Annotated in this window: 23 protein-coding genes; 4 read left to right on the plus strand and 19 right to left on the minus strand. The window is 62.8% G+C overall.

Annotated features, from left to right (window positions below):
• Positions 1 to 182 precede the first annotated feature (182 nt).
• Positions 183 to 1,481 carry a leucine-rich repeat-containing protein kinase family protein gene (locus OX459_RS27265; protein WP_289907477.1) on the plus strand — a complete coding sequence of 433 codons (1,299 nt, stop codon included), beginning with the start codon at positions 183 to 185 and terminating at the stop codon, positions 1,479 to 1,481.
• Between the two features lie 54 nt (positions 1,482 to 1,535).
• Here OX459_RS27265 and OX459_RS27270 read toward each other — a convergent pair whose 3' ends face one another.
• On the minus strand, positions 1,536 to 2,801 hold the full coding sequence (locus OX459_RS27270; RefSeq protein ID WP_070277935.1) for a nitronate monooxygenase: 1,266 nt from the start codon (positions 2,799 to 2,801) through the stop codon (positions 1,536 to 1,538).
• 183 nt (positions 2,802 to 2,984) lie between these two features.
• The gene (locus OX459_RS27275) at positions 2,985 to 3,470 is read right to left on the minus strand and encodes a YajQ family cyclic di-GMP-binding protein (RefSeq protein ID WP_034759416.1); all 486 of its coding nucleotides are present in this window, start codon (positions 3,468 to 3,470) and stop codon (positions 2,985 to 2,987) included.
• A 185-nt stretch (positions 3,471 to 3,655) separates the two neighbouring features.
• On the opposite strand from OX459_RS27275, the gene murB reads away from it, so the two are divergent.
• Positions 3,656 to 4,684: a UDP-N-acetylmuramate dehydrogenase gene (gene murB / locus OX459_RS27280; RefSeq protein ID WP_289907373.1), complete on the plus strand. Its 1,029-nt coding sequence runs from the start codon at positions 3,656 to 3,658 to the stop codon at positions 4,682 to 4,684.
• 70 nt (positions 4,685 to 4,754) lie between these two features.
• Here murB and OX459_RS27285 read toward each other — a convergent pair whose 3' ends face one another.
• The 15 genes from OX459_RS27285 to OX459_RS27355 form a co-directional block, all read right to left on the minus strand.
• Positions 4,755 to 5,069, minus strand: coding sequence for a pyrimidine/purine nucleoside phosphorylase (locus OX459_RS27285; RefSeq protein WP_289907375.1), 315 nt, complete (start codon positions 5,067 to 5,069; stop codon positions 4,755 to 4,757).
• A gap of 25 nt (positions 5,070 to 5,094) precedes the next feature.
• Entirely contained in the window at positions 5,095 to 6,120 is a 1,026-nt protein-coding gene (locus OX459_RS27290) for a diguanylate cyclase (RefSeq protein WP_289907376.1), read from the minus strand.
• A 10-nt stretch (positions 6,121 to 6,130) separates the two neighbouring features.
• Positions 6,131 to 7,183 (minus strand): chemotaxis-specific protein-glutamate methyltransferase CheB, encoded by a 1,053-nt coding sequence (cheB, locus tag OX459_RS27295; protein ID WP_251350948.1) that lies wholly within the window; start codon positions 7,181 to 7,183, stop codon positions 6,131 to 6,133.
• A gap of 10 nt (positions 7,184 to 7,193) precedes the next feature.
• Positions 7,194 to 9,479: a hybrid sensor histidine kinase/response regulator gene (locus OX459_RS27300; RefSeq protein WP_289907379.1), complete on the minus strand. Its 2,286-nt coding sequence runs from the start codon at positions 9,477 to 9,479 to the stop codon at positions 7,194 to 7,196.
• Complete coding sequence (locus OX459_RS27305) at positions 9,476 to 10,162, minus strand: chemotaxis protein CheW (protein WP_099665022.1); 687 nt, start codon at positions 10,160 to 10,162, stop codon at positions 9,476 to 9,478. The genes OX459_RS27300 and OX459_RS27305 overlap by 4 nt, the downstream gene beginning before the upstream one ends.
• Before the next feature lie 9 nt (positions 10,163 to 10,171).
• Entirely contained in the window at positions 10,172 to 11,419 is a 1,248-nt protein-coding gene (locus OX459_RS27310; protein WP_289907380.1) for a protein-glutamate O-methyltransferase CheR, read from the minus strand.
• Positions 11,416 to 11,871: a chemotaxis protein CheW gene (locus OX459_RS27315; protein ID WP_289907381.1), complete on the minus strand. Its 456-nt coding sequence runs from the start codon at positions 11,869 to 11,871 to the stop codon at positions 11,416 to 11,418. The genes OX459_RS27310 and OX459_RS27315 overlap by 4 nt, the downstream gene beginning before the upstream one ends.
• 4 nt (positions 11,872 to 11,875) lie before the next feature.
• The gene (locus OX459_RS27320; RefSeq protein WP_099665019.1) at positions 11,876 to 13,687 is read right to left on the minus strand and encodes a methyl-accepting chemotaxis protein; all 1,812 of its coding nucleotides are present in this window, start codon (positions 13,685 to 13,687) and stop codon (positions 11,876 to 11,878) included.
• Between the two features lie 187 nt (positions 13,688 to 13,874).
• Complete coding sequence (locus OX459_RS27325; RefSeq protein WP_034759383.1) at positions 13,875 to 15,110, minus strand: argininosuccinate synthase; 1,236 nt, start codon at positions 15,108 to 15,110, stop codon at positions 13,875 to 13,877.
• Between the two features lie 69 nt (positions 15,111 to 15,179).
• A complete protein-coding gene (argF, locus tag OX459_RS27330) occupies positions 15,180 to 16,100 on the minus strand; it encodes an ornithine carbamoyltransferase (protein WP_077401165.1) in 921 nt (306 codons plus the stop codon).
• Positions 16,101 to 16,385: 285 nt separating this feature from the next.
• Positions 16,386 to 19,235, minus strand: a complete 2,850-nt coding sequence (locus OX459_RS27335) for an ATP-binding protein (protein ID WP_289907383.1) — start codon at positions 19,233 to 19,235, stop codon at positions 16,386 to 16,388.
• Positions 19,236 to 19,475: 240 nt separating this feature from the next.
• Complete coding sequence (locus OX459_RS27340) at positions 19,476 to 19,892, minus strand: hypothetical protein (protein ID WP_289907385.1); 417 nt, start codon at positions 19,890 to 19,892, stop codon at positions 19,476 to 19,478.
• A gap of 282 nt (positions 19,893 to 20,174) precedes the next feature.
• Entirely contained in the window at positions 20,175 to 21,080 is a 906-nt protein-coding gene (gene rsgA, locus OX459_RS27345; protein ID WP_289907386.1) for a ribosome small subunit-dependent GTPase A, read from the minus strand.
• Positions 21,077 to 21,442 carry a 4a-hydroxytetrahydrobiopterin dehydratase gene (locus OX459_RS27350; RefSeq protein ID WP_289899343.1) on the minus strand — a complete coding sequence of 122 codons (366 nt, stop codon included), beginning with the start codon at positions 21,440 to 21,442 and terminating at the stop codon, positions 21,077 to 21,079. The genes rsgA and OX459_RS27350 overlap by 4 nt, the downstream gene beginning before the upstream one ends.
• Positions 21,439 to 22,719: a M48 family metallopeptidase gene (locus OX459_RS27355; protein WP_289907387.1), complete on the minus strand. Its 1,281-nt coding sequence runs from the start codon at positions 22,717 to 22,719 to the stop codon at positions 21,439 to 21,441. The genes OX459_RS27350 and OX459_RS27355 overlap by 4 nt, the downstream gene beginning before the upstream one ends.
• Before the next feature lie 56 nt (positions 22,720 to 22,775).
• Between OX459_RS27355 and orn the strand changes: the two genes are divergently transcribed.
• Positions 22,776 to 23,372, plus strand: a complete 597-nt coding sequence (gene orn / locus OX459_RS27360; protein ID WP_289899341.1) for an oligoribonuclease — start codon at positions 22,776 to 22,778, stop codon at positions 23,370 to 23,372.
• Between the two features lie 138 nt (positions 23,373 to 23,510).
• Here the strand turns inward: orn and OX459_RS27365 are convergent, their stop codons facing one another.
• Positions 23,511 to 23,849 carry a hypothetical protein gene (locus OX459_RS27365; RefSeq protein WP_289907389.1) on the minus strand — a complete coding sequence of 113 codons (339 nt, stop codon included), beginning with the start codon at positions 23,847 to 23,849 and terminating at the stop codon, positions 23,511 to 23,513.
• Entirely contained in the window at positions 23,846 to 24,790 is a 945-nt protein-coding gene (gcvA, locus tag OX459_RS27370) for a transcriptional regulator GcvA (protein WP_289907391.1), read from the minus strand. Before gcvA ends, OX459_RS27365 begins: the two co-directional genes overlap by 4 nt.
• Positions 24,791 to 25,107: 317 nt before the next feature.
• Here gcvA and OX459_RS27375 point away from each other — a divergent pair, with 317 nt between their 5' ends.
• On the plus strand, positions 25,108 to 26,007 hold the full coding sequence (locus OX459_RS27375; protein ID WP_289907394.1) for a DMT family transporter: 900 nt from the start codon (positions 25,108 to 25,110) through the stop codon (positions 26,005 to 26,007).
• The last annotated feature ends 173 nt before the right edge of the window (positions 26,008 to 26,180 follow it).

Raw genomic sequence — 26,180 nt, forward strand, 5'->3', positions numbered from 1 at the left:
AACAGGACCGTGAAACAACTTTGCGCCGATGATAGTGCTGCAACCAGTGTGAAAGTAGGTTATCGTCAGGCTTGTTATTCGAAAAAACCCCTTCCGGTGATCCGGTTGGGGTTTTTTTACGTCCAATGATTTTATGCATGGCATCGATCGCGTGCTAGCTTGAAAGGGATATCTTGTCTGCTGTGCATACACTGGAGCAATTACGCGCTGGCCAACTGGCCGGCCTGCGCCGTCTGAAGCTGTCCTGCGGCTTGACGGCATTCCCTCGCGAAATCTTCGACCTCGCCGACAGCCTGGAAATCCTCGACCTGTCCGGCAATGCGCTCTCCACGCTTCCCGACGATTTGCCACGCCTGCACAAGCTGCGCATCATTTTTTGCTCGGACAACCTGTTCACCAGCTTGCCGGCCGTGCTCGGTTCCTGTCCTGCGCTGGAAATGATCGGTTTCAAGGCGAACCGGATACGCCACGTGCCGGCCGCAGCCTTGCCATCCAGGCTGCGCTGGCTGACCCTGACCGACAATGCCATCGAAACCTTGCCGGAGGAGCTGGGCAAGTGCGGACAATTGCAGAAACTCATGCTGGCGGGAAATTGCCTGGACAGCTTGCCCGCTTCGTTGGCGAACTGCCGCCGTCTGGAACTAGTGCGCATCGCCGCCAACCGTTTCACGGCGCTGCCCGACTGTCTGCTATCCCTACCACGCCTGAGCTGGCTGGCGTATGCGGGCAATCCCTTCACGGAAGCGCGGGAACTGGCGGCCCTGGCCGGTTCAGCCGCAGCGGGCGTCGCGTGGCAGCGCCTGGTATTGGCGCAGCAGCTGGGCGAGGGGGCATCGGGCGTGATTTACCGTGCCCGCCTGGATGGTGCCGATGAGGTCGCCGTCAAAGTGTTCAAGGGGGCCATGACGAGCGATGGCTTGCCGCGTAGTGAAATGGCCGCCTGTGTCGGCGCCGGTGCCCATCCGAACCTGATTCCCATCCTCGGGACGCTCGATGCACATCCGCAAGGAGCGCTGGGACTTGTCATGCCGCTCGTGGACGCGGCCTTCCGCAACCTGGCCGGACCGCCGAGCCTGGAATCGTGTACGCGCGATGTGTATGCCGATGGCGCGCGCTTTGATATTCCGCAAACGCTGGCGATTGCCCATGGCATCGCCTCGGCCGTGCGCCAGTTGCATGCGCACGGTATCGTGCACGGCGACCTGTATGCCCACAATATCCTGCATGCGGATGCCGGCGCCTGCCTGCTGGGCGACTTTGGCGCGGCGTCCATGTTTGCGCCGGGCTCGCTGCACGGGGACGTGTTGCAGGGCATAGAGGCGCGGGCCTTTGGCGTGCTGCTGGGCGAATTGATCGCGCATTGTGCGACGCCTTTGCCGGCCTTGCATGTCATGATGGAAGATTGCCTGCAGGAAGAAGCATTGCAGCGGCCCAGCTTTGACGTGATCGAGCGGGCCTTGCGGGACATGTTCCCCGCATAAAAAAATGGCGCAGCCTTCGCAGGCTGCGCCATTTTTATTTCAGGCTGGCAAGATTCAGCTTGCCACCAGGATTTCTTTTTCCGGCAGGGCGATCTGGTTGTCGACGCTGAACTGGTAATCCTTGAAGACGTGTTCGGCCGTCAGGATCTGGTATTCGCCGTTGTCGAGCTTATGCGTGGTGTCCTTCAGGCGGTAGGTGTAGTGGCCGCAGGTCCAGCAGTTGAAGTTGCGCATGTGCGTGCACAGGCAAGTCTTGTCCATCACGACGACGGTTTTTTGCTCCGGATGGGCCGCCACTTCGCGGTTGTACGAGTTGATGTACGCGCAGTTGCCCGTCGCGTCGAGCAGGTAGCCATACGATTCGCAGCCTGGACGGATGCCGGCGCCGATGGCGGGCGTGTTCTTCAGCATGCGCATCGGGTAGCCCGTCGGCGAGACGCCATTGACGATGATGTCTTCTTCCGAGGCCTTGTAGTATTCCTGCTTGACCTTGTTTGGCAAGCCGCATTCCTTGGTGACGGTAAAGCGCGTCGCCACTTGCACGCCAGCCGCGCCCGCTTCCAGGAAGGAAACGGCATCGCTGCCCGTGAAGATGCCGCCAGCGGCGATCAGCGGGATATCCAGCTGTTCGGCCTTCAGGTAGGCCAGCAGTTCCGCCGTGATCGTGTGCAGGTCGTAATTGGCCCAGTCCATGCCGAAGCCCAGATGGCCGCCGGCCAATGGGCCCTCGACGATGATGAAGTCGGGCAAACGGTCCAGCTTGGCGTTCTTGCGCAGGAAAATCTGCAAGGCGCGTACGGACGAGACGATGATGCCCAGCTTGGCATCACGGAAACGCGGATGGTCGGCCATCAAGGCGAACGAACCGAAGTGCAAGCCGGCCGACAGGGTGATGCCGTCGATGCCCGCGTCCAGCGCCGCATTCAGTCGCACGCGCAAGGTTTCGCGGGGGCCGTTCATCGTCAGCTTTTCCATGCAATTGACGAAGATCAAGCCATCGCCTTTTTTCGCTTCCATGGTGCGGCCGATATGCAGGCGCTGCGCTTCCGCCAGGCGGCCCAGGTCGAACTGCACCACGGCCTTGTCGCTGTTATTGATGTTGAACTTGTACAGTTTCGTCTTGTCTTTGACGAAGGTGGTGTCGAAACGGCGATCCGACACGTCTTCCACCATGGCATCGGAGATATGGCCGATACCGTTCAGCCGGGCCGCTTCCAGGGCCAGCTCCGACGTGGAAATATCCACACCCATTCCGCCTATCATGATGGGCACATATTCTTTTTTGCCAAATCGCAGGCGGAAATCATCAACACGTTTCATTGCTATCCTTAGACTACCGTGGTTATCACTGAGCCAGATGTACGGTCAAGCCCGCTGCCGGTCAGGCGCGCGGGCGCATGTAGCTGTGCGCAGCTTCAATTCTACCCCAAGCGCGCAAGCGCTCCGAGGCAGCTTGCCGCCATGCCGGTGCAAGCGCAGGCCGCAGCGTGCGCATCATCGAAATTAATCGCGGAAATTGTTAAATTCCAGCGGCATGTCGGGCACGTCCTTGCGCAGCATGGCCATGGCCGCCTGCAGGTCGTCGCGCTTGGCGCCCGTGACGCGCACGGCTTCGCCCTGGATGCTCGCTTGCACTTTCATCTTGCTGTCCTTGATGACGCGCACGATTTTCTTGGCATCATCCGATTCGATGCCATTCTTGATCTTGATGATCTGCTTGACCTTGTCGCCGCCGATCTTCTTGATGTCGCCTTCGTCGAGGAAGCGCACATCGACCTTGCGTTTGGTCAATTTGTTGGTCAGCACGTCGCGCACCTGGCTGAGCTGGAATTCCGAGTCCGCGAACGCGGTCAACTCGTTTTCCTTGTGTTCGACGCGGGCGTCGCTGCCCTTGAAGTCGAAGCGGGTCGTGATTTCCTTGTTGGATTGCTCGACTGCATTCTTGACTTCGATCATATCGGCTTCGGAGACTACATCAAATGACGGCATGGTCTGTTCCTTTTCTTGTTAAAGCGAGCGCACGCTCGGCGCGCTGGGCCTTGGCGGCTCATTCTGCGCCATGGGACGGCCCTGTTAAAGATGCGACATTTTAACGGACAACGGGCAAGTCGCCCTTGTCCTGAGGTGGTTTTTTGTCGCTTTCGCTCTATAATCGAGCAAAATTTCCCGATCCCATGTCTGCAGAGCTCACCATCGAACACAATTACTCCCTCCAGCGCCTGAATACCTTCGGCATCGCGGCCAATGCGGCCGCCTACGTACGCATCACCTCGCAGGCCGAATTGCACGCCGCACTGCAAGATCCCGCCCTGTCCGCCATGCCGCGCCTGATACTGGGCGGCGGCAGCAACATCGTGCTGACGGGCGACTTTCCCGGCGCCGTGCTGCACATGGCCACGCGCGGCATGCGCCTGGCGCAGGCGGATTTCGAGACGATACTCGTCACTGCCGCAGCCGGCGAAAACTGGCACGATTTCGTGCAGTGGACCCTGGCGCAAGGCGTGGGCGGGCTGGAAAACCTGTCCCTGATTCCCGGCACGGTGGGCGCGGCGCCTATCCAGAATATTGGCGCGTATGGCGTTGAAATCAAGGATTATCTGCACAGCGTGAGCGTCATGCACAGTGGCAGCGGCATCGTCTTCGACATGGACCGCGATGCTTGCCGTTTCGCTTACCGCGACAGCATCTTCAAGCAGGCGGACGGCCGCGAACTGATCGTGCTGGAAGTCACGTTTGCCTTGCCGGCCGAGTGGCAGCCGAACTTGCGCTATGCGGAACTGGCGCAGGCCGTGACCGAACGCAATATTGCCGAGCCGACCCCCCAACAGGTGGCCGACACGGTGATGGCGATCCGCCGGAGAAAATTGCCGGATCCGGCTGTCATAGGCAATGCGGGCAGCTTCTTCAAGAATCCCGTGGTGTCACGAGAGCAATGTCTTGCCTTGTTGGAACGTTTCCCTACCTTGGTACACCATGCGCAGCCCGATGGCACGGAAAAGCTGGCGGCCGGCTGGCTGATCGATCAGTGCGGCTGGAAGGGGAAAAACCTGGGGCCCGCGGGAGTGTATCCCAAGCAGGCGCTGGTTCTGGTGAATAATGGCGGCGCTCGTGGCGCGGACATTACCCGGCTGGCGGCAGCGATACAGGATGATGTAGAGGCGAAATATGGCGTGCGCCTGTCGCCCGAGCCTGTGTTTATCTAAACTAAATAGTCAATCCGCGCTTGAAAAAATGTTCAGGGCAACGCAGCCATGGACGTTTTTTCTGCGTGGATCAGCCGAAGTGGCAGACGTAATCTACGGTTTCGACAGTTTCAATATCAAAATAGCTATTGCCCGGTACCTTGAATTCCTGGCCCGCGCCATAGCTGTCCCATTCTGTCGCGTCGGCCAGGCGTACCTTGCACAGGCCGCCGACGATTTCCATGATTTCCGGCGCGCCCGTGTTGAAGCGCAACGATGACGTGAAAATCACGCCCACGCTTTTCTTCGTGCCATCGGCCAGGATGACGTTGTGCGAGACGCATTTGCCGTCAAAGTAGATATTCGACTTCTTGACGACGCTGACATTGTCCAGTTGTGTGCTCATGCTTCACTTTCCTTGCTGTTAAAAATCAGTCCTGGACGTCAGCGGCGCTCAGCACGCTGTTGCGTCCGCCGCGCTTGGCCGCGTACAGGGCCTGGTCGGCGCGGTTGATCAATTGCTCGACCGTCGAGTCCGGCGAGGGCACGATGGTGGCCACGCCGATCGAGATGGTGACGATGCCCGTGCTTGCCGCTGGATTTTCGATCTGCAAGCCTTCCAGGTGGCGCCGGCACGCTTCGGCGATCAGCAACGCGCCAGCCGCTTCCGTTTCCGGCAGGATCAGGGCGAACTCTTCGCCGCCGTAGCGGGCGGCCAGGTCGGCCGGGCGCTTCAAATGTTCCGTCAGCACGGCGGCGACTTTTTTCAGGCACAGGTCGCCCGCCAGGTGGCCAAAGTGGTCGTTATAGCTTTTGAAATGGTCGATATCGCAAAACAGCAAGCTCAACGGCGTCTTGTCGCGCTGGCCCCGCTGCCATTCGAATTGCAAGGTTTCATCGAAGCGGCGGCGGTTGGCGATGCCCGTCAAGCCATCGAGGGCGGCGAGTTTCTGTAATTCAATATTCGCGTCGGCCAGGTTCTTTTGACTTTCTCGCAGGAAACGAAAAGCCTGGTCGCGCTGCAGGCGGCTGATGTGCGCGTTGGAATGGTAGCGTATGCGCGCCAGCAGCTCCAGGCGGTCCGGCAATTTCACCACATAATCGTTGGCGCCGACGGCAAAGCTGTGCGCCTTCAGTTTCGGGTCATCCTTGGCCGACATCACGATCACCGGCACATGCGCGAGCGCCGCGTTTTCGCGGTACAGCTGGATCAGGGCGAAGCCGTCGATGCCTGGCATTACCAGGTCTTGCAGGATGACGGTCGGTTGCAAACGCAGCGCCGTGTCCAGCGCCTGCGTGGCGTCGGTCACGTAATGAAATTCGATATCCTGCTGGTCGCTGAGCATGCGCCGTACTGCCTCGGCAATGATCAACTGGTCGTCCACCAGCAGCACGCTGACCTTGAATTCGGTCAATGCGGGCTCATGCTGGCTGAAACTGGAGGAGAATTCTGGCATTGCATTCTTTTCAGATGTTAGGGGAGGGCTCCCACCCATTGTTGAGTTTGGCGCCCAGGCGGCTGCGCAGGCTGGCGCCTATTCTATCCAGGGGCAGGATGTGCTGCGCCGCATCGAGTTCGGCCGCCGCGCGCGGCATGCCGTACACGGCACTGCTGGCCTGGTCTTGCGCGATGGTCGTCTTGCCGGCACGGCGCATGGCCAGCAAGCCATCGCCGCCGTCACGCCCCATGCCTGTGAGCAATACACCGATGGCGTCGCCGCGCCAGTGCTGCGCCACGCAGTTGAAGAAGACATCGACGGACGGGCGGTAAACATACTCGCGTGGTGCTGCATCGTAACCCAAACGATAATTTTGATCTAGCAGCAAGTGATCATTGGTCTTGGCGATCAGTACCGTGCCGGACACCAGTTCATCGCCTTCGACGATCACGCGCGCGGGCATGCTGAGCTGGTCATCGAGCCATTTGGCGAAGTGCGAGGCGAAGGTTTCATCGATATGCTGCACCACCACGATGGCGCAACCGGGCGGCGCCGTCCAGCCGGACAGCACCTTGGCCACGGCCGAAGGGCCGCCCGTCGAGGCGCCGATGGCCACCAGCGTGGTAACTTGCCCGTCGCCCCGTTCGCCGCCATTGCCGTTCGCCTGGCGTGGCGGCGGCGTTTCGGCGCTGTGGCGTATCAGCTTGCCGATGGTCTTGATCTTGGCCAGCAGTTCGCTGTCGCCGCCCACTTGCCCCTGCAGCACGGGGGTGGCCGTGACGTCGAGCGCACCCGCGCCCAGCGCGCGGAAGACCTGGTTGACATTGTCTTGCGGACGTCCCGTGACCACCAGGATGGCGCACGGGCTTTGCTCCATGATCAGGCGCGTCGCCTCGACGCCATCCATCTCCGGCATGTTCAGGTCCATCAGGATCAGGTCGGGACGGTTGCCCTCGCACATGCGCACGGCTTCGAGCCCCGTGCGGGCGATCCACAGCACCTGGTGTTCCTGCGTGCTGGCCACCACGCGGCGCAGGGCCTCGGCGGCCATGGCGACATCGTTGGCAATGGCAATTTTCATGAAGTACAACTCATAAGCGGGCATCTCCTATCAGGTCGGCCACCGCGTCGAGCAAGGTCTCGTCGTGGAAGCTGCCTTTGGTCAGGTAATAGTCGGCGCCGGCGGACAGGCCGCGCGCGCGGTCTTCCGGGCGGTCCTTGTACGAGACGATCATCACCGGCAGCTTGTGCAGGTGCAAGTCCTTTTTGATCAGCGAAACCAGCTCGATGCCGTCCATGCGCGGCATGTCGACGTCGGTGATCACCAGGTCGTATTCGCCGCTGCGCACGACGTTCCAGCCGTCGATGCCGTCGATGGCCACGTCGACCTCGAAGCCGCGCGCCAGCAGCAGCTTGCGCTCCATTTCGCGCACCGTCAGCGAATCGTCGACGACGAGGATGCGCTTGGCGCGGCGCTGCTGCGCATGGCCCGCCTGCGCCAGCTGGCGCAGGCCGCCCTCGTGCAGCAGCTTGTCGATCGACAGCAGCAGGTCGGGCACGTCGAGGATCAGCACCGGCTCGCCGTCATCGAGCAGGGCGGCGGCGGAAATGTCGCGCATCTTGCCGAAGATCGGATCGATGGCTTGCACCGCCAGGCTTTGCTCGCCGCGGATGGCGTCGACCACCAGGGCATAGCTTTGCTTGCCGCGCCCGATCACCACCACGGGCAAGTCCTCGGCCTGGTTGGCCGCTTCACCCAGCTCCAGCACCTGCGCCGCCGAGACCAGGCCCAGATGCTCGCCCTTGAGTTCGAAGAACTGCTTGTTTTCCAGGGTATGGATGGCCGCCTGCGGCACGCGCACCACGCTTTCCACCTTGACGATGGGGATGGCGTAGGCTTCGCCCTGGATGTCGATCACCAGCGCGCGCACGATCGATTGCGTCAGCGGCAGGGTGATGAGGGCGCGGAAACCCCGGCCCGGCTCCGATTCCAGGCGCACTGTGCCGTTTTGCTGGCGTATCGTCTCGTGCACGATGTCGAGGCCCACGCCGCGTCCGGACAATTGATTGGCCGTCGCCTTCAGGCTGAAGGCGGGCAGGAACAGGAATTCCAGCAGCTCGCCCGGCGACAGCGCAGCGGCCATGGCGGGGCTGGCCATCTTGCGCTCGATGACTGACTGGCGGATCTTTTCCAGGTCGACGCCGCGCCCGTCGTCGCTGATTTCGATGCTCAGCATGCCGGCGCGGTGGCGCGCTTCCATGCGTATCGTGCCCAGCGCTTCCTTGCCCGCGTCGATGCGCTCGTACGGGCCTTCCATGCCATGGTCGATGGCATTGCGCAGCATGTGGTTCAGCGGGCTTTCGATCTTCGCCAGGATATCGCGGTCGACCAGGGTGTCTTCGCCTTCGATCTCCAGCTGCACTTCCTTGCCCAGGCTGCGCGCCAGGTCGCGCACCATGCGCGGGAAGGCGTGGATGCCGTCGCGGAAAGGGCGCATGCGCAGCGCCAGCACTTCGTCGACCATGCCTTGCGAGACGGCCAGCAAGCGCCGTTCATAGGTTTCGATGTCGGCGATGTGTTCGAGCATGAACTGCTTCAGGGGCTGGGTCTTTTGCAGCGCCAGCAGGGATTTTTCCATCAGGCCCGCGTCGCCCGAACGGGCAATGGCTTCGTGCAGGTGCTCGATGGCGGAAAACAGGCTGCTCTGGTTGCGCTTGAAGCGCTGCAAGGCACCGATGAACGGGTGCATCTGGTGCGCATTGATGCGCGATTCGCTGGCCAGCGACAGCAGTTTGTCGAAATTCTGCGCCTGGGCCTTGGCCGGTGCGGCACCTGTACGCGGCGCGGGCGCGGCAGCTTCTGCCGCTTCCGCTTCCGCGTCCTCTCCCGCCACGGGAGCCTGTGGCGCCGCCGCTGCCGGCGCTGGCACGGGCGCCGAGGGCAGGGCCGGCAATTCGGGCAGGTCGGCGATGCCGGCGATGGCGTTCAGGGTCTGGTCGATCTGCGCCGCATTGGCGGCCAGCCACGCTTCGGCGCCTGCGTCGTCCAGGCGCGACAGCTGCACGATCAGGTCGACGCCCGACAGCAGCACGTCGACCCGCTCCGGCGTGAGTTTCAGGCGGCCGTGCTGGGCGGCGACAAAGCTGTCTTCCATGCCGTGCGCCAGCTGCACCACCACTTGCAGGCCGACGATGGCGGCGGCGCCCTTGATCGAGTGCGCCGCGCGCATCATCGCTTCGACGGCGGCCGCATCGCCCGCATGGCGCTCCATGGCCAGCAAGCCGTCGGTGAGGATCTGGGTCTGGCTGTCCGCCTCCATGCGGAACAGGTCCAGCATGGAAAAGGCACTCAGGTCGCCGTGCTGGTCCTGGCTCATCGTAATAATCTCGCAAGTTGAAAGCCGATCAGCGCCGTGTCGAGGCAGCCGATGCGCATGTCGCCCTCGGTGATGACGCCGGACAGATAGCGCGACAGGCCCTTGTTGATGGTGGCCGCCGGCGCTTGCACGGTGCTCGATGCATAGCGCACGATGCCGTGCAGGTCGGCCACGGGCAGCGCGTAAGCCTGTTCTTCCCAGCGCATCAGCAGCAGGCGCGCAAAGGTGTGGCGGCCGCGCGCCGCTGGCGCGCCCTGTTCGTCGATGCCCAGCAAGTGTGCCAGCGACATGCACGGATACAGCTTGCCGCCGATATTGACGATGCCCGCCAGGCCGCGCCCGCCGCGGTGCGGCAGCACGTGCGGCTTGGCCTGCGGCGCCACGGAGTCGAACACGCGCGTGGGCAGCGCCAGCCATTCGCGGCCGATGCGAAATACCAGCGCCGAGCTGTCGCGCACCTCGCCGCCCGCATCGATCTGGCGGAAGTGGCTGGCCCAGTCGCGCTGGTAGTGTTCATCCACGGGCCGCTGCAGGTTGCGCTGGGCGGCGCCCGCATACACGTCGCAGTTACGGCAATGCACGTTGGCCGGCAGCCTGGGGCAGCTCTGGTCGCCGACCACGCCGATATGGTTCCAGCAGTCGTCGATGGCGTCGGGGGACTCGGTGGCGATGAGGTTGGTCATGCTTGCCCCTTAGTTGGACGCCTGGCGGCGCTGGTAGATGCGCGCTGCGCGCGCCTTCAGGGTGGCGGCGGCCGTGTGGTTGCCATTGCGTTCGGCCAGCAGCGACAGGTGGCACAGCGCCTCGTAATGGTCGGGCTGCAGGTAGATGCAGCGGCGCCAGTAATCGTCGGCCAGGTCCATCTTGCCGGCCAGTTCATTGATGATGCCCAGCATGAAATACGCTTCCGCCGCCTCGGGCACGCGCGCCAGGTGGGCGTGGCATTTTTCGCCCGCTTCGCGCAACTGGCCACGGTCGGCCAGCAGGCGCGCTTCGGCCAGCAAATCGGCTTGCGCGGCCGGCGCCGGCGCCGGCGATGGCACGGACACGGGGCGCGTGCGCGGCGCTGTCGCGGCGGCAGGGGCGGCAGCGGCAGCGCGCCTTGGCGCGGGCGGCACGCTGCGCAGGGGGCGCGCTGCCGGCAGCGGCGCCACCTGCACGGGGCTGGCCGGCGCCGCCGTTTCCTTCTTCAGGGCGAAGGCCTGGCGGAACTGCAGCGGCGCAAAGCCGTTCTGGCAGAACGACGGCACTTCCGCATAGCCGGCCAGCAGCATGCCGTCGTCGGCCAGCAGGGCGGACAGGTTGTGGATGGCCGCACGCGTGGTCGGTTTGTCGAAGTAAATCAAGAGGTTGCGGCAAAAGATGACGTCGTAATGGCGGCTGTAGGTGGCGGTATCGAATTGCAGCAGATTGCCCTGCCTGAAGGTGACTTGCTCGCGCAAGGAGTCGATGATGCGGTAGGCGTCGTCGGCCACGTGCGTGAAATAGCGCTCGCGGAAGGCCACGTCCTGCGCGCGGAAGGCGTTGCGGCCATACACGCCGGCCTGCGCCCGCTCGATGCAGCCGGGGCTCAGGTCATACGCGTCGATGCTGAACGCCTGTTTCGGCACGCCGCCGTCGCGCAGCGCCATGGCCATCGAATACGGTTCCTCGCCGCCCGCGCACGGGATCGACAGGATGCGCGTGGCGCGCCCCCGCGCCCAGCGTTCCTGCACCAGTTCGACGGTGGCGTAGAACGCCTGCGGGTCGCGGAACAGCCACGATTCCGGCACCACCACCAGCTCGATCAATTGCGTCATTTCGGCCGGCGTGAGCGCTTGCAGGTAGGCTTCGCTATCGCTGAAGCCCGTTTGCTCCATGCGCTGGCCGACGGCCCGCTCGGCCACGGCTTTGGAAACGGACAGGCCGGTCGCGCGGCGCAGCAGGGCTTGGGCCGTCATGCCGCGCCCGCGTCTTGAAACAGCAGCGCGCGCACGTCCGGCGGCAGCAGGTGTTCGAGTTCCACCAGCTGCACGATGCCGTCGGCGTCGCTCGCCACCTGGCCCAGGAACGGCGCCGTGGCCACGCCGCTATCCTCGAGCTTGTCCGCCGCGATGTCGGCGATGCCGCGCACTTGCGTGGCCAGCAAGCCCAGCGCATGCGTGGTGCCGCCAGGCGCGCGGTAGTCGACGATGACGATGCGCGTGTCGAATTGCGCGGCGGCGGCCGGCAGCCCGGCCAGGCGCGACAGGTCGATCACGGGCACGGGCGTGCCGTGCAAGTCCATCAGGCCGGCCACGTAGTCTGGCGTGAGCGGCAACTGTTTGAGCTCCAGCAGCGGCAAGACGCGCACGATGCCGGCCAGGGGCAGGCCATAGCGGTCGCGTCCGATGTGAAAGAGCAGCACTTTCATGGGATCAGATGGTGACGGCGAAGGTCGACACGCTCGACTGCAGGTCGCCCGCCGCATATTGCAGCTGGTGCACCGCTTCGCTGGTGGCCTTCAGCGACTCCACCGTCTGTTGCGTGGCGTCGTTGAGCTGCATCATGGTGTCGGAAATTTGCGACGCGCCGATCGCCTGCGACTGCATGCCTTGCAGCACGGCATCGAATTGCGGCGTGAGTTTTTGCACCTGGTCCATCACGGACGACAATTGTTCCGCCACTTGGCGTACCTCGCCCACGCTGCGGCGAATTTCTTCCGAGAATTTATCCATGCCCATCACGCTGGCGGACACGGCCGACTGCATTTCCTTGAGCATTTGCTCGATATCCCAGGTGGAGACGGACGTCTGGTCGGCCAGGCGGCGGATTTCCGTCGCCACGACGGAAAAGCCGCGGCCCGCTTCGCCCGCTTTTTCCGCCTCGATGGCGGCGTTCAGCGACAGGATGTTGGTCTGGTCGGCCACTTTCGTGATGGTGATCAGTACGCTATTGATATTGCTGGCTTTTTCCGACAGGGCCGCCAGCTTGGCGTTGATGGAATCGGTGGCCGAGACCATGTGCTGCATGGTCGAATCCATGCGCTTGAGGTTGTTTTGCGCTTCGGCCGTGGCATTCGTCGTGTAGTCGGCCACGGCGGTGGCGTCTTCCATGGTTTTCAGCAACTGGCTCGTGTTGGCCGAGATTTCCTTGGTGGTGCTGAGAATTTCCACGCTGGTTTGCGCTTGCTCAATACCCGTGGCTTCCTGCTGGCGCGCCGAGGCGGCGATTTCCGTGGCGGACGTCGTCACCTGGATGCCGGCCTTTTGCACATTGTTGAGCAGGCTGCGCAGGTTTTCAAACATCTTCGCCAGGCCGTTGCCCAGCTGGCCGATGGCGTCGTTGCCCGTGATGCCGACCTTGCCCGTCAGGTCGCCCGAGGCCGCCTTCGACACCACTTCCAGCAGGGAATCGACCTTGGCGCGCAAGCTATTCGTGGCGGCCAGTTCATTGGCCTGGTTGTCCTGGATGGTTTGCGCCATGCGGTTGAACTCTTCCGTCACCTTGCCCAGCTCGTCGCGCGAAATGATGGCGGCGCGTGCGCCTTGCTCGCCGCCGGCGATGCGCCCGACGGCATCCGTCAGGCTGTTCAGCGGGCCGAGGATGGCCTTGGCCAGGACGAAGGAAATGCCCAGCGCCAGCACCACGCACAGCACGCCGCCCAGCGCCAAGGTCAGCAGCATGGTTTCCTGCAGGCGACTTGACGTGGCCGTGCGCTCGGCCAGCAAGCGGTTTTCTTCGGCGGCGGCTTCGTCGAGCAGTTTGTTGGCCTGCACGATGCCGGGCGAGCCGGCCGGCGGAAGCAGGCGCGCCACCGTTTCCGTGGCGCCCGGCGCATTGCCCAGCGCGCGGCGTTTCTCGATCAGGGGGGTGATCCACTCCTTGACCCAGGTGCTGCTCAGCTGGTCGATCTTGCGGAAGCGTTCCGATTGCACTTTGTTGTCCACCGTCATGCTGATGGCTTTTTGCGTGTGCTGGCTCAGCACCCCTGTTTCATCGGTTTCCGGCGTCAGCGAAGCTTCGTTGCCGGTCAGGATGAAACCGCGCGCTTCCACCTGGATTTGCAGGATGGAATTGTGAATCTTGTCGATCTCGACCAGCACTTCCATCGTGTGCCGGTCCCATGCATTGGCTTCCGACAGCCGCGAAAAGCTGTTGTAGGCCACGCCCAGCAAGATCAGGATGATGGCCACGATGGAGCCGAAGCCCAGGTACAGTTTATTCTTGATACTCAGGTCTTTGAACATGGGAGGGCTCCGGAAGCAGGAAGGTCAGCACAATTGCACTGTAGCATTTTGCCATGAGGACAGCAAAATGGGGGCGATCTGGGTACGCGCGGGGCGGTAAATCGCTGCCGAGTGCGTTTCAAACGTAAAAAAGCCGCCCGGAGGCGGCTTTTGGCGGGTGCGGGAGGTAGTGCCTCCCAGTAACTAATTACTTCTGGCCGCGCTTTTCGCGGGCGATGGCGGCGATGCGCATGCGCAAGGCGTTCAGCTTGATGAAGCCGCCGGCGTCGGCCTGGTTGTAGGCGCCGCCGTCTTCGTCGAAGGTGGCGATGTTCATGTCGAACAGCGAATCGGTCTTCGAATCGCGCGACACGACGATGACATTGCCCTTGTACAGCTTGATGCGCACCCAGCCGTTCACGGTTTCCTGCGTGTGGTCGATCAGGGTTTGCAGGGCAACGCGCTCGGGCGCCCACCAGTAGCCGTTGTAGATCATCGACGCGTAACGCGGCATCAGGTCATCTTTCAGATGGGCAACTTCGCGGTCCAGGGTGATCGATTCGATGGCGCGGTGGGCTTTCAGCATGATAGTGCCGCCCGGGGTTTCATAGCAGCCGCGCGACTTCATGCCGACGTAGCGGTTTTCCACCAGGTCCAGGCGTCCCACGCCATGCTTGCCGCCAACTTTGTTCAGTTCGGCCAGCACGGTGGCAGGCGACATGCGCACGCCGTTGATGGCGACGATATCGCCTTTTTCGTATTCGATGTCCAGGTATTCCGCTTCGTCCGGCGCTTTTTCAGGGCTGACGGTCCAGCGCCACATGGTTTCTTCCGCTTCGGCGCTCGGGTTTTCCAGGTGGCGGCCTTCAAAGCTGATGTGCAGCAAGTTGGCATCCATCGAGTACGGCGCGCCGCCGTTCTTGTGCTTCATGTCGATTTCGATGCCGGCGTCTTCCGCGTACTTCAGCAGTTTTTCGCGCGACAGCAGATCCCACTCGCGCCATGGGGCGATGATTTTCACGCCTGGCTTCAGCGCGTAGGCGCCCAGCTCGAAACGCACCTGGTCGTTGCCCTTGCCGGTCGCGCCGTGCGAGATGGCGTCGGCGCCGGTGGCGTTGGCGATTTCGATCAGGCGCTTGGCGATCAGCGGACGGGCGATCGAGGTGCCCAGCAGGTATTCGCCTTCATACACGGTGTTGGCGCGGAACATCGGGAAGACGAAATCGCGCACGAATTCTTCGCGGACATCTTCGATATGGATGTTTTCCGGCTTGATGCCGAACTTGATGGCCTTGGCGCGCGCCGGTTCCAGTTCTTCGCCCTGGCCCAGGTCGGCCGTGAAGGTGACGATTTCGCACTGGTAGTTATCTTGCAGCCATTTCAGGATGACGGAGGTGTCGAGTCCGCCGGAATAGGCCAGGACTACTTTTTTAATGTCGCTCATATTGCTTCCAGTTGTCGTTGTCGATGTATGTATTGCGATGCTGCCAGGAGTTATGCAGTGCCTGGCGAATTAGTTGATTTTACCGAGTAACAGGTATTCGATCAGCGCTTTTTGCACGTGCAAGCGGTTTTCCGCCTCGTCCCACACCACCGATTGCGGGCCGTCGATCACTTCGGCAGCCACTTCCTCGCCGCGGTGGGCGGGCAGGCAGTGCATGAACAGGGCGTCGGGCGCGGCGCGTGCCATCTTCGCGCCATCGACGATCCAGCCGTCGAAGGCGGCGATGCGGGCCGCGTTTTCCGCTTCGTAACCCATGCTGGTCCACACGTCCGTGTTGACCAGGTGCGCGCCTTCGCAGGCGTCCGATGGATTGGCGAAGAAGGTGTAGCGCTCGGTCTTGACTTGCGCCAGGTCAATGTCGTAACCCTTCGGCGTCGACACGTTTACATGGAAGCCGAACACTTCGGCCGCTTGCAGCCACGAGTACAGCATGTTGTTGGCGTCGCCGATCCAGGCGACCACCTTGCCGGCGATCGAGCCGCGGTGTTCGATGTAGGTGAAGATGTCGGCAAAGACCTGGCACGGGTGGTGTTCATTGGTCAGGCCATTGATCACCGGCACGCGCGAATTGGCGGCGAAGCGCTCGATGATTTCCTGGCCGAATGTGCGCACCATGATGATGTCGCACATGCGCGACATGACCTGGCCCGCGTCTTCCACCGGCTCGCCGCGGCCCAGCTGGGAATCGCGCGTGTTCAGGTAGATGGCGGCGCCGCCCAGCTGGTGCATGCCGGCTTCGAACGACAGGCGCGTGCGGGTCGAGTTCTTTTCAAAGACCATCACCAGGGTGCGGTCGATCAGTGGATGGTAGATTTCGTAGTTCTTGAACTTGCGCTTGATCAGATGGGCGCGTTCGATCACATATTCGTACTCTTCCAACGTGAAATCGGAGAACTGGAGGTAGTGCTTGATCGGTTTTTTTGTCGACATAATGACCACTTGAAGATGCGCAGGCCGCCGGCGGCGTGCCTTTCCCGCCGGGTTGCATCAGCGTACAACATCTCGTCTGATGACTGCCTCGCCCGGCGCGCTGCTGTGTTGATCGGTGCCAGCGCGACGCCTGTCGCGCGGTACGATGCGGTTTGCCAAGTTGAAAATAATGCAATGGCAAGTACTTCAGCCGTTCAATTATAAGGGTTTTGCTTTTAGATTGGAAAGACTGCCCGGGCGCGTACTTGTATAGGCAAGCCTGCGCCCGGGCAACGGGGTGGTGGATTAATAGATGCTGGCGGGCGCGGCGCCGTCCAGCTGGGGCGCCACCAGCGGCAAGTCCAGCGTGAAGCGCGTGCCGGCGGGGCTGCTGGCCACCTGGATGGTGCCGCCCAGCAGGGCCGTGACGATGTTGTAGCTGATAGACAAACCCAGGCCGCTGCCGCCCTGGCCCAGCTTGGTAGTAAAGAAGGGGTCGAAGATGCGCGACAAATGCTGCTCCGCGATGCCGCCGCCATTGTCTTCGAAGACAATCCGCACGCGCGCCGCGTCCGCCGTGGCGGACAGGCGCATGCAGCCCGTGCCGACGCCGCCATCGTTGGGCGCGGGGGCGAAGGCGTGCAGCAGGGCATTGTTGATCAGATTGGTGACCACCTGGCCGAACGGGCCGGGATAGCTGTCCATGGCGATGCCGAAGGCTATCTCCATTTCGATGCGGTGGCCTGAGCTGCGGATGCGGTTCATGACGGTGGCGATGATTTCATTGCTCACTTGTTGCAAGTCAAAGCGGCGCCGCTGCTCGGTGGTGCGGTCGACGGCCACCTGCTTGAAGCTGTTGACCAGGTCGGCCGCGCTGCGCAGGCCGCGCATCACCAGCGCCGACGCCTTGCCCGCATCGTCGATGAAGGCGGCCAGGTCGGAGCGGCGCAGGCCGGGACCGTTCATCAGCCGTTCCACGTCTTCCGTCTTTTGCTGCATGGTGCTGGCGATTAATAAACTGTTGCCGATCGGGGTATTCAGTTCATGCGCCACGCCGGCCATCAGCGAACCGAGGGCGGCCAGTTTTTCCTGCGATACCAGTTGCGCTTGGGCATCTTGCAATTGCCGGTAGGCGCTGGCGTTGTCGAGCGCGATGGCGCCATACGCGCACAGGGTGCGGAAGATCAGCCGCTCGCGTTCGCCGTATGCGTTGGCGTGGCAGGCTTGCACCGTCATCACGCCGAGCACGCGCTCGCCCACCATCAGCGGCACGTACAGCACGCTCTGGTTATGCAGGGTGCCGGGCACCGTGTAGGCGTGGCGGCGCGGCGGCACCTGGTCGATATACACTTCGCGCCGGCCCAGCAGGCAGCGCACGGAGTAGGCGCGGGGATTGCTCAGTGGAATGGCGTTGTCGGACAGGGGCCGGCCCGCTTCCATGCCATGTGCGCGGCGCAGCGCCGTGCCTGCGGCGTCGAGCATGTAGACGGCGAAGGTGTTGACTGGCAGCAAGGCATGCACGTGGCGGTCGAGCACCTGGAACACGGCGCTGGCGTCGAGGTGGGTGGTGATTTCCTGGCCGATGGCCGACAGCCGTTCCAGGGTGTCGCTGGTCTGTTGCAGCACTTCGGCGCGGCGCGCTTCGGAAGCGGCCAGTTCGCGGTGGTGATAGCCTTCCGAGCGCGCATGTTCCGTCTGGTGGTAGACCTGCATGGCGGTGGCGCGGTTGCTCGCTTGCTGGGTGTGGCTTTTTTCGCGCGCCATGCCCGCATCGAGGGCGATATCGTAGGCGCGCGCATAGTCGCCCGCATGCGCGTATTCGCGCGCCAGCGCATCGAGCAGCTCGCCGGGCGGCGAATAGCCTTCGATGGAAGCTGCCACCTGTAGCGCCTGGTGCAGGAAATGCAGGGCGGGATTGCGTTCCAGCATGTCTGCGGGCGGCGGCAACTCATGGCGCGCATGCAACATCGACAAGACGCGCAGCGCCGCCACCTGGTGCATGGCGTCGCCCTGCGCGGTGGCCAGCTGGCAAGCCCGCTCGGCCGCCTGCAGCGCTTCGTCCGGGCGGTCCAGATAGGACAGCGCGTGGGCGCTGCCGCGCTGCGCCATGCTGCGGAAATCGGCCTGGCCCAGCGCTTCGGCGCGTTGCGCCAGCCGGCTGAAGGCGTCGAGCGCCGTGTCGTAGTCGCCCTTGTCCAGGCTCAGTTCGCCCAGGTGGAACAGGGCGTTGGCATAGGTGCGTGCGCCAGCCACGGGCGCCAGGATGAGCAGCGCCTGGCGCAGCAAGTCTTCGGCCGCGGCTAGGCGGCCCAGCTTGCGCATGGTTTCGGCCGTATGCGTCTGGCAGGCTCCGATGCTGCGCGGCCAGCCGGTGGGGCGCGCCAGGTCCAGCGCGCACTGCATCCACTCCAGGGCCGATTCGTTGTCGTTGAGGCTGGCGAAACAGTCGCCGATATTGATGGCGGCCGTGATGGCGCCGCGCAGCTGGCCGCTTTCCAGCGCCGCCTCGTAGCTTTGCATGTAGTGGCCGGCGGCCGCGCCCAGGTCGCGTGAGGTGTGCGCCAGCAAGCCGCGGAAGTCATGCACCCAGGCGGCCAGCGGCGCGGGCAGCTTGCCGCTGGCGCTGTCGGCCTGGAAATGGTTGCCCCAGCGCGCCTGTGCGGCTGGCGCATCGCGCAGCACGGCCCAGCGCGCCGCGGCCGCGTCGGCCAGGCTGGCGCGCATCGCATCGCCGGCGCCGCGCGCTTGTTCGGCCGCGGCCAGCAGTTCCGCATCGCAGCGGGCATGGTCGCCACGGTCGACGGCAATCGAGGACAGCAGCCAGTGGGCGTCGGCGCAGGCGGCGCCGTCGCCATGCGCGCACAGGATGGCGTGCGCCGTCATGGCCAGGCTTTCGGCCGCATCGAGCGTGCCTTGCAGCCAAGCCACTTCCGCCTGCACCAGTTGCAAACGTGCCTGCGCGAGCGCCAGGGCGGGGGGCGGCAGCTGGGCCTGGGGCAGCAAGGCTGCCGCTTCGGCCGCATGGTGCAGCGCCTGTGCGCAGTTGCGCTGGCGCAAATGCCATGCCAGCAGCATCAGCAATGGCAGGCGCTCCAGGGCGCGCAATGGCCGCAGTGTATCTTCCCACTGTGCAATGTCATGTTCGAGTGCGAACATTTCCATCCGAAATCTCCCGCAAGGCGATGGTGTTGGCCAGCGGCCAGTGACACCTTATTGGATCGCATTGTAAGCTGCATCGGATGCAGTTGTTTGGTCGACTCGACAGTATTTTTTTACGCGCGCCCTTTCAGGCTGCACAAAGCAGGCGGGGCGTGCACCAGCCCCTGCCGGCTGATGCACGTGGACAGCCTGGCACGGCTTGCGGGCCGTTTGCCGTGCTGTACCGTGCCGCGTGTGCTAGCGGCCGGCGAAGTGCACGGTGCTGGCCATTTCGCCAGCCTTGGCGACGGAGCCCGGAATATTGTTCAGTCCGGTAATGGCGATGACGTCGCCATCGTTGCGAAATTCCATGCGGGTGCCGCTGGCCGTTTCAAAGACGCCCGGCGCGCGGCCGAACAGCTCCACTTCGGGCTGCCCCTTGATTTGCGTGAAATAGCGGTTGACTTGCTGGCGCAGCAGCAAGGTATCGCCCGTGTCGAGCTTGTAGCTGTTGCCGTATTGGCTGAATTCCTGCGGGGCCAGTTTATACACCTTGCCGGAGACCTGAACCTTGTCCTGTTCGCCGATTTCCAGCGCGCTGGCGCTGAGGCAAGACAGGCCGAGGACGAGTGCGGCGCTACCGAGGGCGAGGGTACGCGAGAACGATGCTTTCATGATTTTACCTTGTGATCGAGATGCTGGTTGGAGTTAGACCAATGTTGTCTCCAGCAGGTTCGCTGGCGGGGACAATGCCAAGGTAGCAAGCGGGCCGGCGCCATGCCAGCGCAAAGCGATGAAATGCAGGAATCCGGCGCTGAAATGCGAAATCAGGCGACGGATGGTTTTGGAATGAATGGGAGAAAGCGGGCTCTGCAGCAGAATTTAATTCTGTTTAATTCGTGGCGGTAAACTTTTTATCGGTTTGGCGCCCGCCTCGACGACGGGCGCCAGGCGCGTTCAATACAGCGTTTGCGCCGATTCGTGCAGCAGCTGGCCGTACAGGGTATGGCGCATCTTGGCGATCTTGCCTTCAGACAAGGCTTGCAGGATGGCGCATTGCGGCTCGATCAGGTGGCGGCAGTTATAGAACTTGCAGCCGCCCAGGTAGGGCTGGAATTCGCGGAAGGCCCGCTCCAGCATGCCCTCGGACAAGTGGTACAGGCCGAATTCCTGGAAGCCGGGCGAATCGATGATGGAACTGTTTGCGCCCAGTTCGTCGAGCTTGTACAGGCGCGTAAAGGTCGTCGTGTGCTTGCCCGTGTCGAGCGCGGCCGAGATTTCGCGCACGGCGATGTCGGCGTCCGGCACCAGCAGGTTGATCAATGACGACTTGCCCATGCCCGACTGGCCGATGAGGATCGACGACTGCCCCGCCAGCAGGGGAGCCAGGGTGGCCACCGCGTGCTCCGGTTCGGCGCGCGCCGACACTTCATCGACGGGATAGCCCATCGAGGAATACGGCAGCAGGCGTTCGCGGGCGCGCTCCAGCGAAGCGGTCACGTCCGTCTTGTTGAGGATGATGCGCGCCTCGATGCCGGCCGCGTCGGCCGCCACCAGCGAGCGCGAGATCAGGTCGTCGGCAAAGCCCGGTTCCGTCGCCACGACGATGAACAGCTGCGTCAGGTTGGCCGCCAGCAACTTCGATTTGTACTGGTCCGAGCGGTACAGCAGGGTCTTGCGTTCCTCGATGCGGTCGATGACGGCCTGGTCGTTGGAGGTGCGCGTCAGGTGCACGATGTCGCCCACGGCCACATTGGTTTTCTTGCCGCGCGTTACGCATTGCAGCTTGGCGCCGTCCACGTCGGCCAGGTAGTGGCGGCCGTGGGCGGCGATGATGACGCCCGTCAACTTGCTTTCGCTCATGGGGCCACCTGGCTGCTCTGGTAGATGAGGTCGGCCTTGGCGGCGCAGATGAAGTCGTTTTCGGACAGGCCGCCGGCGCCATGGTTGACCGAGTGCGTGTCGTAGCGCACGGCGCAGGTTTTGTAAGTAATGATGAGCTCCGGATGGTGGTCTTGCGTATGGGTCATATAGGCCAGGGCGTTCACGAACGCCAGGGTCTGGTAGTAATTCTTGAAGCCGAAGTCGCGGCACAGCTTGCCATTTTGCAAGTTCCATTGCGGCAGCAGGGCGTGCAGGGTGGCAATGTCCGTGTCGCCCAGCGCCTGCTGGCGCGGCGTGCAGGACAGTTGGGCCAGGTCTTGCGAAGTCGATGGCGTATTCATGTCGTAGCCCCTTTCAGGTGGCGGATGCGCACGCTGGCCGGCGGGTGGCTATCGTAGAAGGCCGAGTGCAGCGGGTCGGGCGTCAGGGTTGACGCATTGTCTTCATACATTTTGACGAGCGCCGAGACCAGGTCGTCCGCCTGCGTGTGCGTGGCGGCAAAGGCGTCGGCTTCGAATTCATGCTTGCGCGAGCTGAGCGAGGTCAACGGTCCCAGCAGGAAAGTAAAGACGGGCAAGGCCAGCATGAACAGCAGCAGCGCCAGCGCATCCGTCGGCTGGCCCGTCAGGGCCAGGGCGACAGGGTCGACGCCCAGGCCCGCGTAAAACCATGGCTGCGTCTTCAGGAAGCCCAGCAGCGCCAAAAAGCCCAGCGAAATGACGAACATCATGGCGATGCGCTTGACGATGTGCTTGAGCTTGAAATGGCCCAGTTCATGCGCCAGCACGGCTTCGATTTCCTGCGGCGCCAGGCGCGACAGCAGGGTGTCGAAGAAAACGATGCGCTTGTTGGCGCCAAAGCCCGAGAAATACGCATTGCCATGGGCGCTGCGCTTCGAGCCATCCATGACGAACAAGCCTTTCGAGGCGAAGCCGACGCGCTGCATCAAGCCTTCGATGCGGCTTTTCAGCGCTTCGTCGGCCAGCGGCGTGAATTTGTTGAACAGGGGGGCGATGACGGTCGGAAACAGCACCATCATCAGCAACTGGAAGCCGCTCCAGACGAACCACGCGTACAGCCACCACAGGCCGCCCGACTTGGCCATCAGGGTCAGCACGACCCAGATCAGCGGCAGGCCGATGACGGCGCCCAGGCCCACGCCCTTGAGCATGTCCGTGAAGAACAGCTTGCGCGCCATGGTGTTGAAGCCGAAACGTTGTTCCAGCACAAACTGGCGGTAATAATCGAAGGGCAGGTCGATCAGGCCGGAAATGGCGGCAAAGGCGGCGATCAGGCCGATCTGGTACAGCATGGGCGAGCCAGAGCCCATCCATTCATTCAGGTGCAGCGCCAGCCATTGCAGGCCGCCCAGCAAGGTAAAACCGATCAGCACGGCATAGTTGACCAGCAGGGTCAGCAAGCCGAACTTGGTCTTCGCCACCGTGTAGTCGGCCGCCTTCTGGTGCGCGGCCAGCGGGATCTTTTCCGCAAATTCCGGCGGAACAAAGGCGCGGTGGGCCAGCACGTGGCGAATCTGCCGCGAAGCGAGCCAGAAGCGCACGGCCAGGGTCAAAACGAGGACGGATACAAACAAAATCGAAAACGCGAGTGAATACATTCTGTGCCTGTGAGAAAATGGCTAATTATTTAGTTTGATTAGGCCAAGAGAGAATTATGTCACAAGCGACCGACTTAACTGCATCCACCCCCGCACCGATTGTTCCGGCACGTCCCAATGAGATGAATCTGGTCTGGGTCGACATGGAAATGACGGGCCTGGAGCCCGATACCGACCGCATCATCGAGGTGGCGGTGGTGGTGACGGACATGCACTTGAACCTGCTGGCCGAAGGCCCCGTGTTTGTGATTCATCAATCGGATGAAACCCTGAACAAGATGGATGCCTGGAACAAGGGCACGCACGGCCGCTCGGGCCTGATCGACAAGGTCAAGGCGTCGACTGTGACGGAAGCGCAGGCGGAAGCGGAATTGATCGCGTTCCTGAAAAAATACGTGCCAGCTGGCAAGTCGCCCATGTGCGGCAACACCATCGGCCAGGACCGCCGCTTCATGGTGCGCGGCATGCCGAAGCTGGAAGCGTTCTTCCACTATCGCAATGTTGATGTATCGACATTGAAAGAGCTGTGCAAGCGCTGGAAGCCGGAAATCGCCACCGGTTTCAAGAAGCACCAGAAGCACACGGCACTGGCCGATATCCTCGAGTCGATCGAAGAGCTGAAGTACTACCGCGAACACTTCATCAAGCTGTAATGTGATGACGCTTCGCAAAACCTACTGCGCGTCGGTATAGGCGGCCTGTGATGCTCACCGTACTTGAGTACGGTTGCGCTTCTCAGCCACCTCTCCCTTCCGCTCGCTACGGTTTTGCGAGGCGTCGCGAAGGATCTGTTACATCGTATCCAAGTCAAAGGCGGACCAAACGCCATTCTCGTCTTGCCATTCCAGCGCAAACGGTCCCGTTTGCCGCAAGCCCGTGATCCACACTGTCTCGCCAGGTTCGCGGAAATATGCCGCGCACTGGCCGAACGGCTGCTCCAGCCGGCACAGCACCAATCCTTCGCCCGCCACGGCGCACCATTGCTCATTGATGTCGATCAAGGCCACGGCCGGGTCGCCATAGAACTCGCCCAGGCTGGCTTGCCGGCCATCGGCCGCCGTCACCTTGGCGTGTTCATATTCATGCTGGACAATAAATCGGGCGCTGCGCGCCAGTTCCGTGCTCGTCATGCTGTCTCCACTGTGGGCCAGACGGTTTCCTGGTCGGCGCGCGCCTCGGCGATCAGCCATTCGCAGAACGCGTGCACGAGGGGCCGCGTTTCCGCCTGGGGCGAGCGCAGCAGGTAATAGCAGTGGGGGCCGCGCACGGCGTGCTCGAACACGCGCACCAGGCGGCCCGAGCGCAAATCGTCGCCGATCAGGGGGCTGGCGGCGATGGCCACGCCCTGGCCGCTGGCGGCCGCGTCCAGGCATAGATACGTGTGCGAAAAGCGCGCGCCGCTGTTGCCGCTATTGCCGCTGTAATGCACGCCGCAGCTGTGCAGCCAGCGCGTCCAGTCGATTTCGCCGGGCAGGTGCACTTCCGGTTCGTCGTGCAGCAGTGGGTAGCGCAACAGGTCGGCGGGCTGGCGCAAGCTGGCCGCGTTGGCGCGGAAATCGGGGCTGCAGACGGCGGAAAACCATTCTTCCATCAATAAATCCACTTTCAGGCCCGGATAGCGGCCCGGACCCAGGCGGATGGCCACGTCCACGCCATCGCGCGCCAGGTCGACCGGGTGCATCGAGGCCAGCACGCGCAGTTCGATCTGCGGATAGCGGTCGCGCAGGCGGCCCAGGCGCGGCATCAGCCAGCGCGAGACGAGCGAACTGGTGGCCGTCACCGTCACCACCTTGTCGTCGCCCTGGCGCCGCGCCTGCTCGGAGACGTCGGCCAGCTGGTTGAGGATCGGCCCCAGCGAAGCCGCATAGCGCTGCCCGGCGCTGGTGAGCACCACGCCGCGCGGCATGCGCTGGAACAGCACGATGGCCAGCCACGCTTCCAGCTGTTTTACGTGGTGGCCGATGGCGCCGGCCGAGACGTGCAATTCTTCGCCCGCGCGCTGGAAGCCTTCATGGCGGGCAGCCGCCTCGAAGGCGTGCAGGGCGGCGAGCGGGGGCAAGGGACGTGACATGGCACTCTTCAAGTGAATTGAGCCTCAGTAATATTCGGCCTATCCGTGAAGAATATTGGTTTGTTTCATTTTGCGCAAGCGAATATGATGCCGTCTATGCGTGAAGTGACCCGCAATAGGATTCACGCATGTATTTCACGCACGCATCACCTTCCAGCCTTGCTTGGCATTAATATTTACAACGCCTGGGAAAACCGTCGCGAGCGGCAGTGATTTGTGGCTGAGAAGCGCAACCGTACTTCAGTACGGTGAGCATCGCAGGCCGCAAAGCGCGACGCGCAGCAGGTTTGCCCTGGCGTACTCAAAGAGGTTTAGTCATGTCTGATCGCCGCGCTGTTGCGCTGGTGTTGCTATCGGCCGCCGGTTTCGGCAGTTCCGCAGTGTTTGCCAAGGCGGCGTATGCGTCCGGGGTCAACCCGTCGACCATGCTGGCCTTGCGTTTCGTCATCGCCGCCATGCTGTTGCTGCCGCTCGTGTGGCTGGGCGGCTGGCGCTTGCCGCGCGGCCGCCTGCTGGCCGGTTACATGCTGATGGGCTTGATGTACACGGCCCAGTCGCAAGGCTATTTCAATGCGCTCATGTATGCCAGCAGCGGCTTGTGCGGCATGTTGCTGTATGTGTATCCCGTGCTGGTGACGATCCTGGCGCTGGCGCTGGGCTGGGAAAAGCTGGACCGCCGCATGCTGGTGCTGATGGCGCTGGCGATTGCCGGCATGGCCATCACCCTGGGCGGCAAGCTGCAGGGCCAGCCCATCGGCATCGCCCTGGCCTTGATGGCCGCCGGCGTGTACGCCGTGTACATTCTGTTTGGCAACAGCCTGTCGAAAAGCCGCGAGAATATTCACCCATTGGCCGCTTGCGTGGTGATCCTGGGCACGGCAGGTCTGTCGAACAGCTCGATTGCCTTGTGGCAAGGCGTGTCCTTGCCGGGCACGGCGACGGGCTGGCTGGCCGTCAGCGCCATCGCTCTGTTCTCGACGGCCATCGCGATTGCCGCCTTCTTTGCCGGCGTGGCGCAAATCGGCGCGGCCAAGGCATCCATTATTTCCACGTTTGAACCCGTCATCACGATGGCGTTCGGCGTGACCCTGCTGAAGGAATCCGTCAGCGGCACGCAATTGCTGGGCGGCGCCATGGTCCTGGCCGCCGTGGTATTGCTGGCGCAGCGCCCGACGGCGAAACCGGCATCCATGCCGGCGGTACAGGCCAGCGCCTGAGTTCAACGCTGATATTTTCTCAACACTGATCAGTTGTATCGATCGGTCTCCTTTGCGCTGCGACGGGTTTCCTGTCGCGGCGCTTTTTTTTTTGCGCGTAATTTTTTCACATAAATAAGCCTTGATTGCGAATGATTCTCATTTATAATTAACTTCAAGATTCCCCCACCACC

The organism is Janthinobacterium sp. SUN026, from assembly GCF_030397625.1.
GTDB lineage: Bacteria > Pseudomonadota > Gammaproteobacteria > Burkholderiales > Burkholderiaceae_D > Janthinobacterium > Janthinobacterium kumbetense.

Coding starts and splice junctions, on each gene's coding strand:
- OX459_RS27315 (WP_289907381.1), bottom strand. CDS start 11,871: ATGAAAGTGCTGCTCTTTCACATCGGACGCGACCGCTATGGCCTGCCC.
- OX459_RS27375 (WP_289907394.1), top strand. CDS start 25,108: ATGTCTGATCGCCGCGCTGTTGCGCTGGTGTTGCTATCGGCCGCCGGT.
- OX459_RS27275 (WP_034759416.1), bottom strand. CDS start 3,470: ATGCCGTCATTTGATGTAGTCTCCGAAGCCGATATGATCGAAGTCAAG.
- rsgA (WP_289907386.1), bottom strand. CDS start 21,080: ATGAGCGAAAGCAAGTTGACGGGCGTCATCATCGCCGCCCACGGCCGC.
- murB (WP_289907373.1), top strand. CDS start 3,656: ATGTCTGCAGAGCTCACCATCGAACACAATTACTCCCTCCAGCGCCTG.
- argF (WP_077401165.1), bottom strand. CDS start 16,100: ATGTCGACAAAAAAACCGATCAAGCACTACCTCCAGTTCTCCGATTTC.
- OX459_RS27335 (WP_289907383.1), bottom strand. CDS start 19,235: ATGTTCGCACTCGAACATGACATTGCACAGTGGGAAGATACACTGCGG.
- OX459_RS27355 (WP_289907387.1), bottom strand. CDS start 22,719: ATGTATTCACTCGCGTTTTCGATTTTGTTTGTATCCGTCCTCGTTTTG.
- orn (WP_289899341.1), top strand. CDS start 22,776: ATGTCACAAGCGACCGACTTAACTGCATCCACCCCCGCACCGATTGTT.
- OX459_RS27320 (WP_099665019.1), bottom strand. CDS start 13,687: ATGTTCAAAGACCTGAGTATCAAGAATAAACTGTACCTGGGCTTCGGC.
- OX459_RS27300 (WP_289907379.1), bottom strand. CDS start 9,479: ATGAGCCAGGACCAGCACGGCGACCTGAGTGCCTTTTCCATGCTGGAC.
- OX459_RS27290 (WP_289907376.1), bottom strand. CDS start 6,120: ATGCCAGAATTCTCCTCCAGTTTCAGCCAGCATGAGCCCGCATTGACC.
- gcvA (WP_289907391.1), bottom strand. CDS start 24,790: ATGTCACGTCCCTTGCCCCCGCTCGCCGCCCTGCACGCCTTCGAGGCG.
- cheB (WP_251350948.1), bottom strand. CDS start 7,183: ATGAAAATTGCCATTGCCAACGATGTCGCCATGGCCGCCGAGGCCCTG.
- OX459_RS27270 (WP_070277935.1), bottom strand. CDS start 2,801: ATGAAACGTGTTGATGATTTCCGCCTGCGATTTGGCAAAAAAGAATAT.
- OX459_RS27365 (WP_289907389.1), bottom strand. CDS start 23,849: ATGACGAGCACGGAACTGGCGCGCAGCGCCCGATTTATTGTCCAGCAT.
- OX459_RS27305 (WP_099665022.1), bottom strand. CDS start 10,162: ATGACCAACCTCATCGCCACCGAGTCCCCCGACGCCATCGACGACTGC.
- OX459_RS27285 (WP_289907375.1), bottom strand. CDS start 5,069: ATGAGCACACAACTGGACAATGTCAGCGTCGTCAAGAAGTCGAATATC.
- OX459_RS27350 (WP_289899343.1), bottom strand. CDS start 21,442: ATGAATACGCCATCGACTTCGCAAGACCTGGCCCAACTGTCCTGCACG.
- OX459_RS27325 (WP_034759383.1), bottom strand. CDS start 15,110: ATGAGCGACATTAAAAAAGTAGTCCTGGCCTATTCCGGCGGACTCGAC.
- OX459_RS27340 (WP_289907385.1), bottom strand. CDS start 19,892: ATGAAAGCATCGTTCTCGCGTACCCTCGCCCTCGGTAGCGCCGCACTC.
- OX459_RS27310 (WP_289907380.1), bottom strand. CDS start 11,419: ATGACGGCCCAAGCCCTGCTGCGCCGCGCGACCGGCCTGTCCGTTTCC.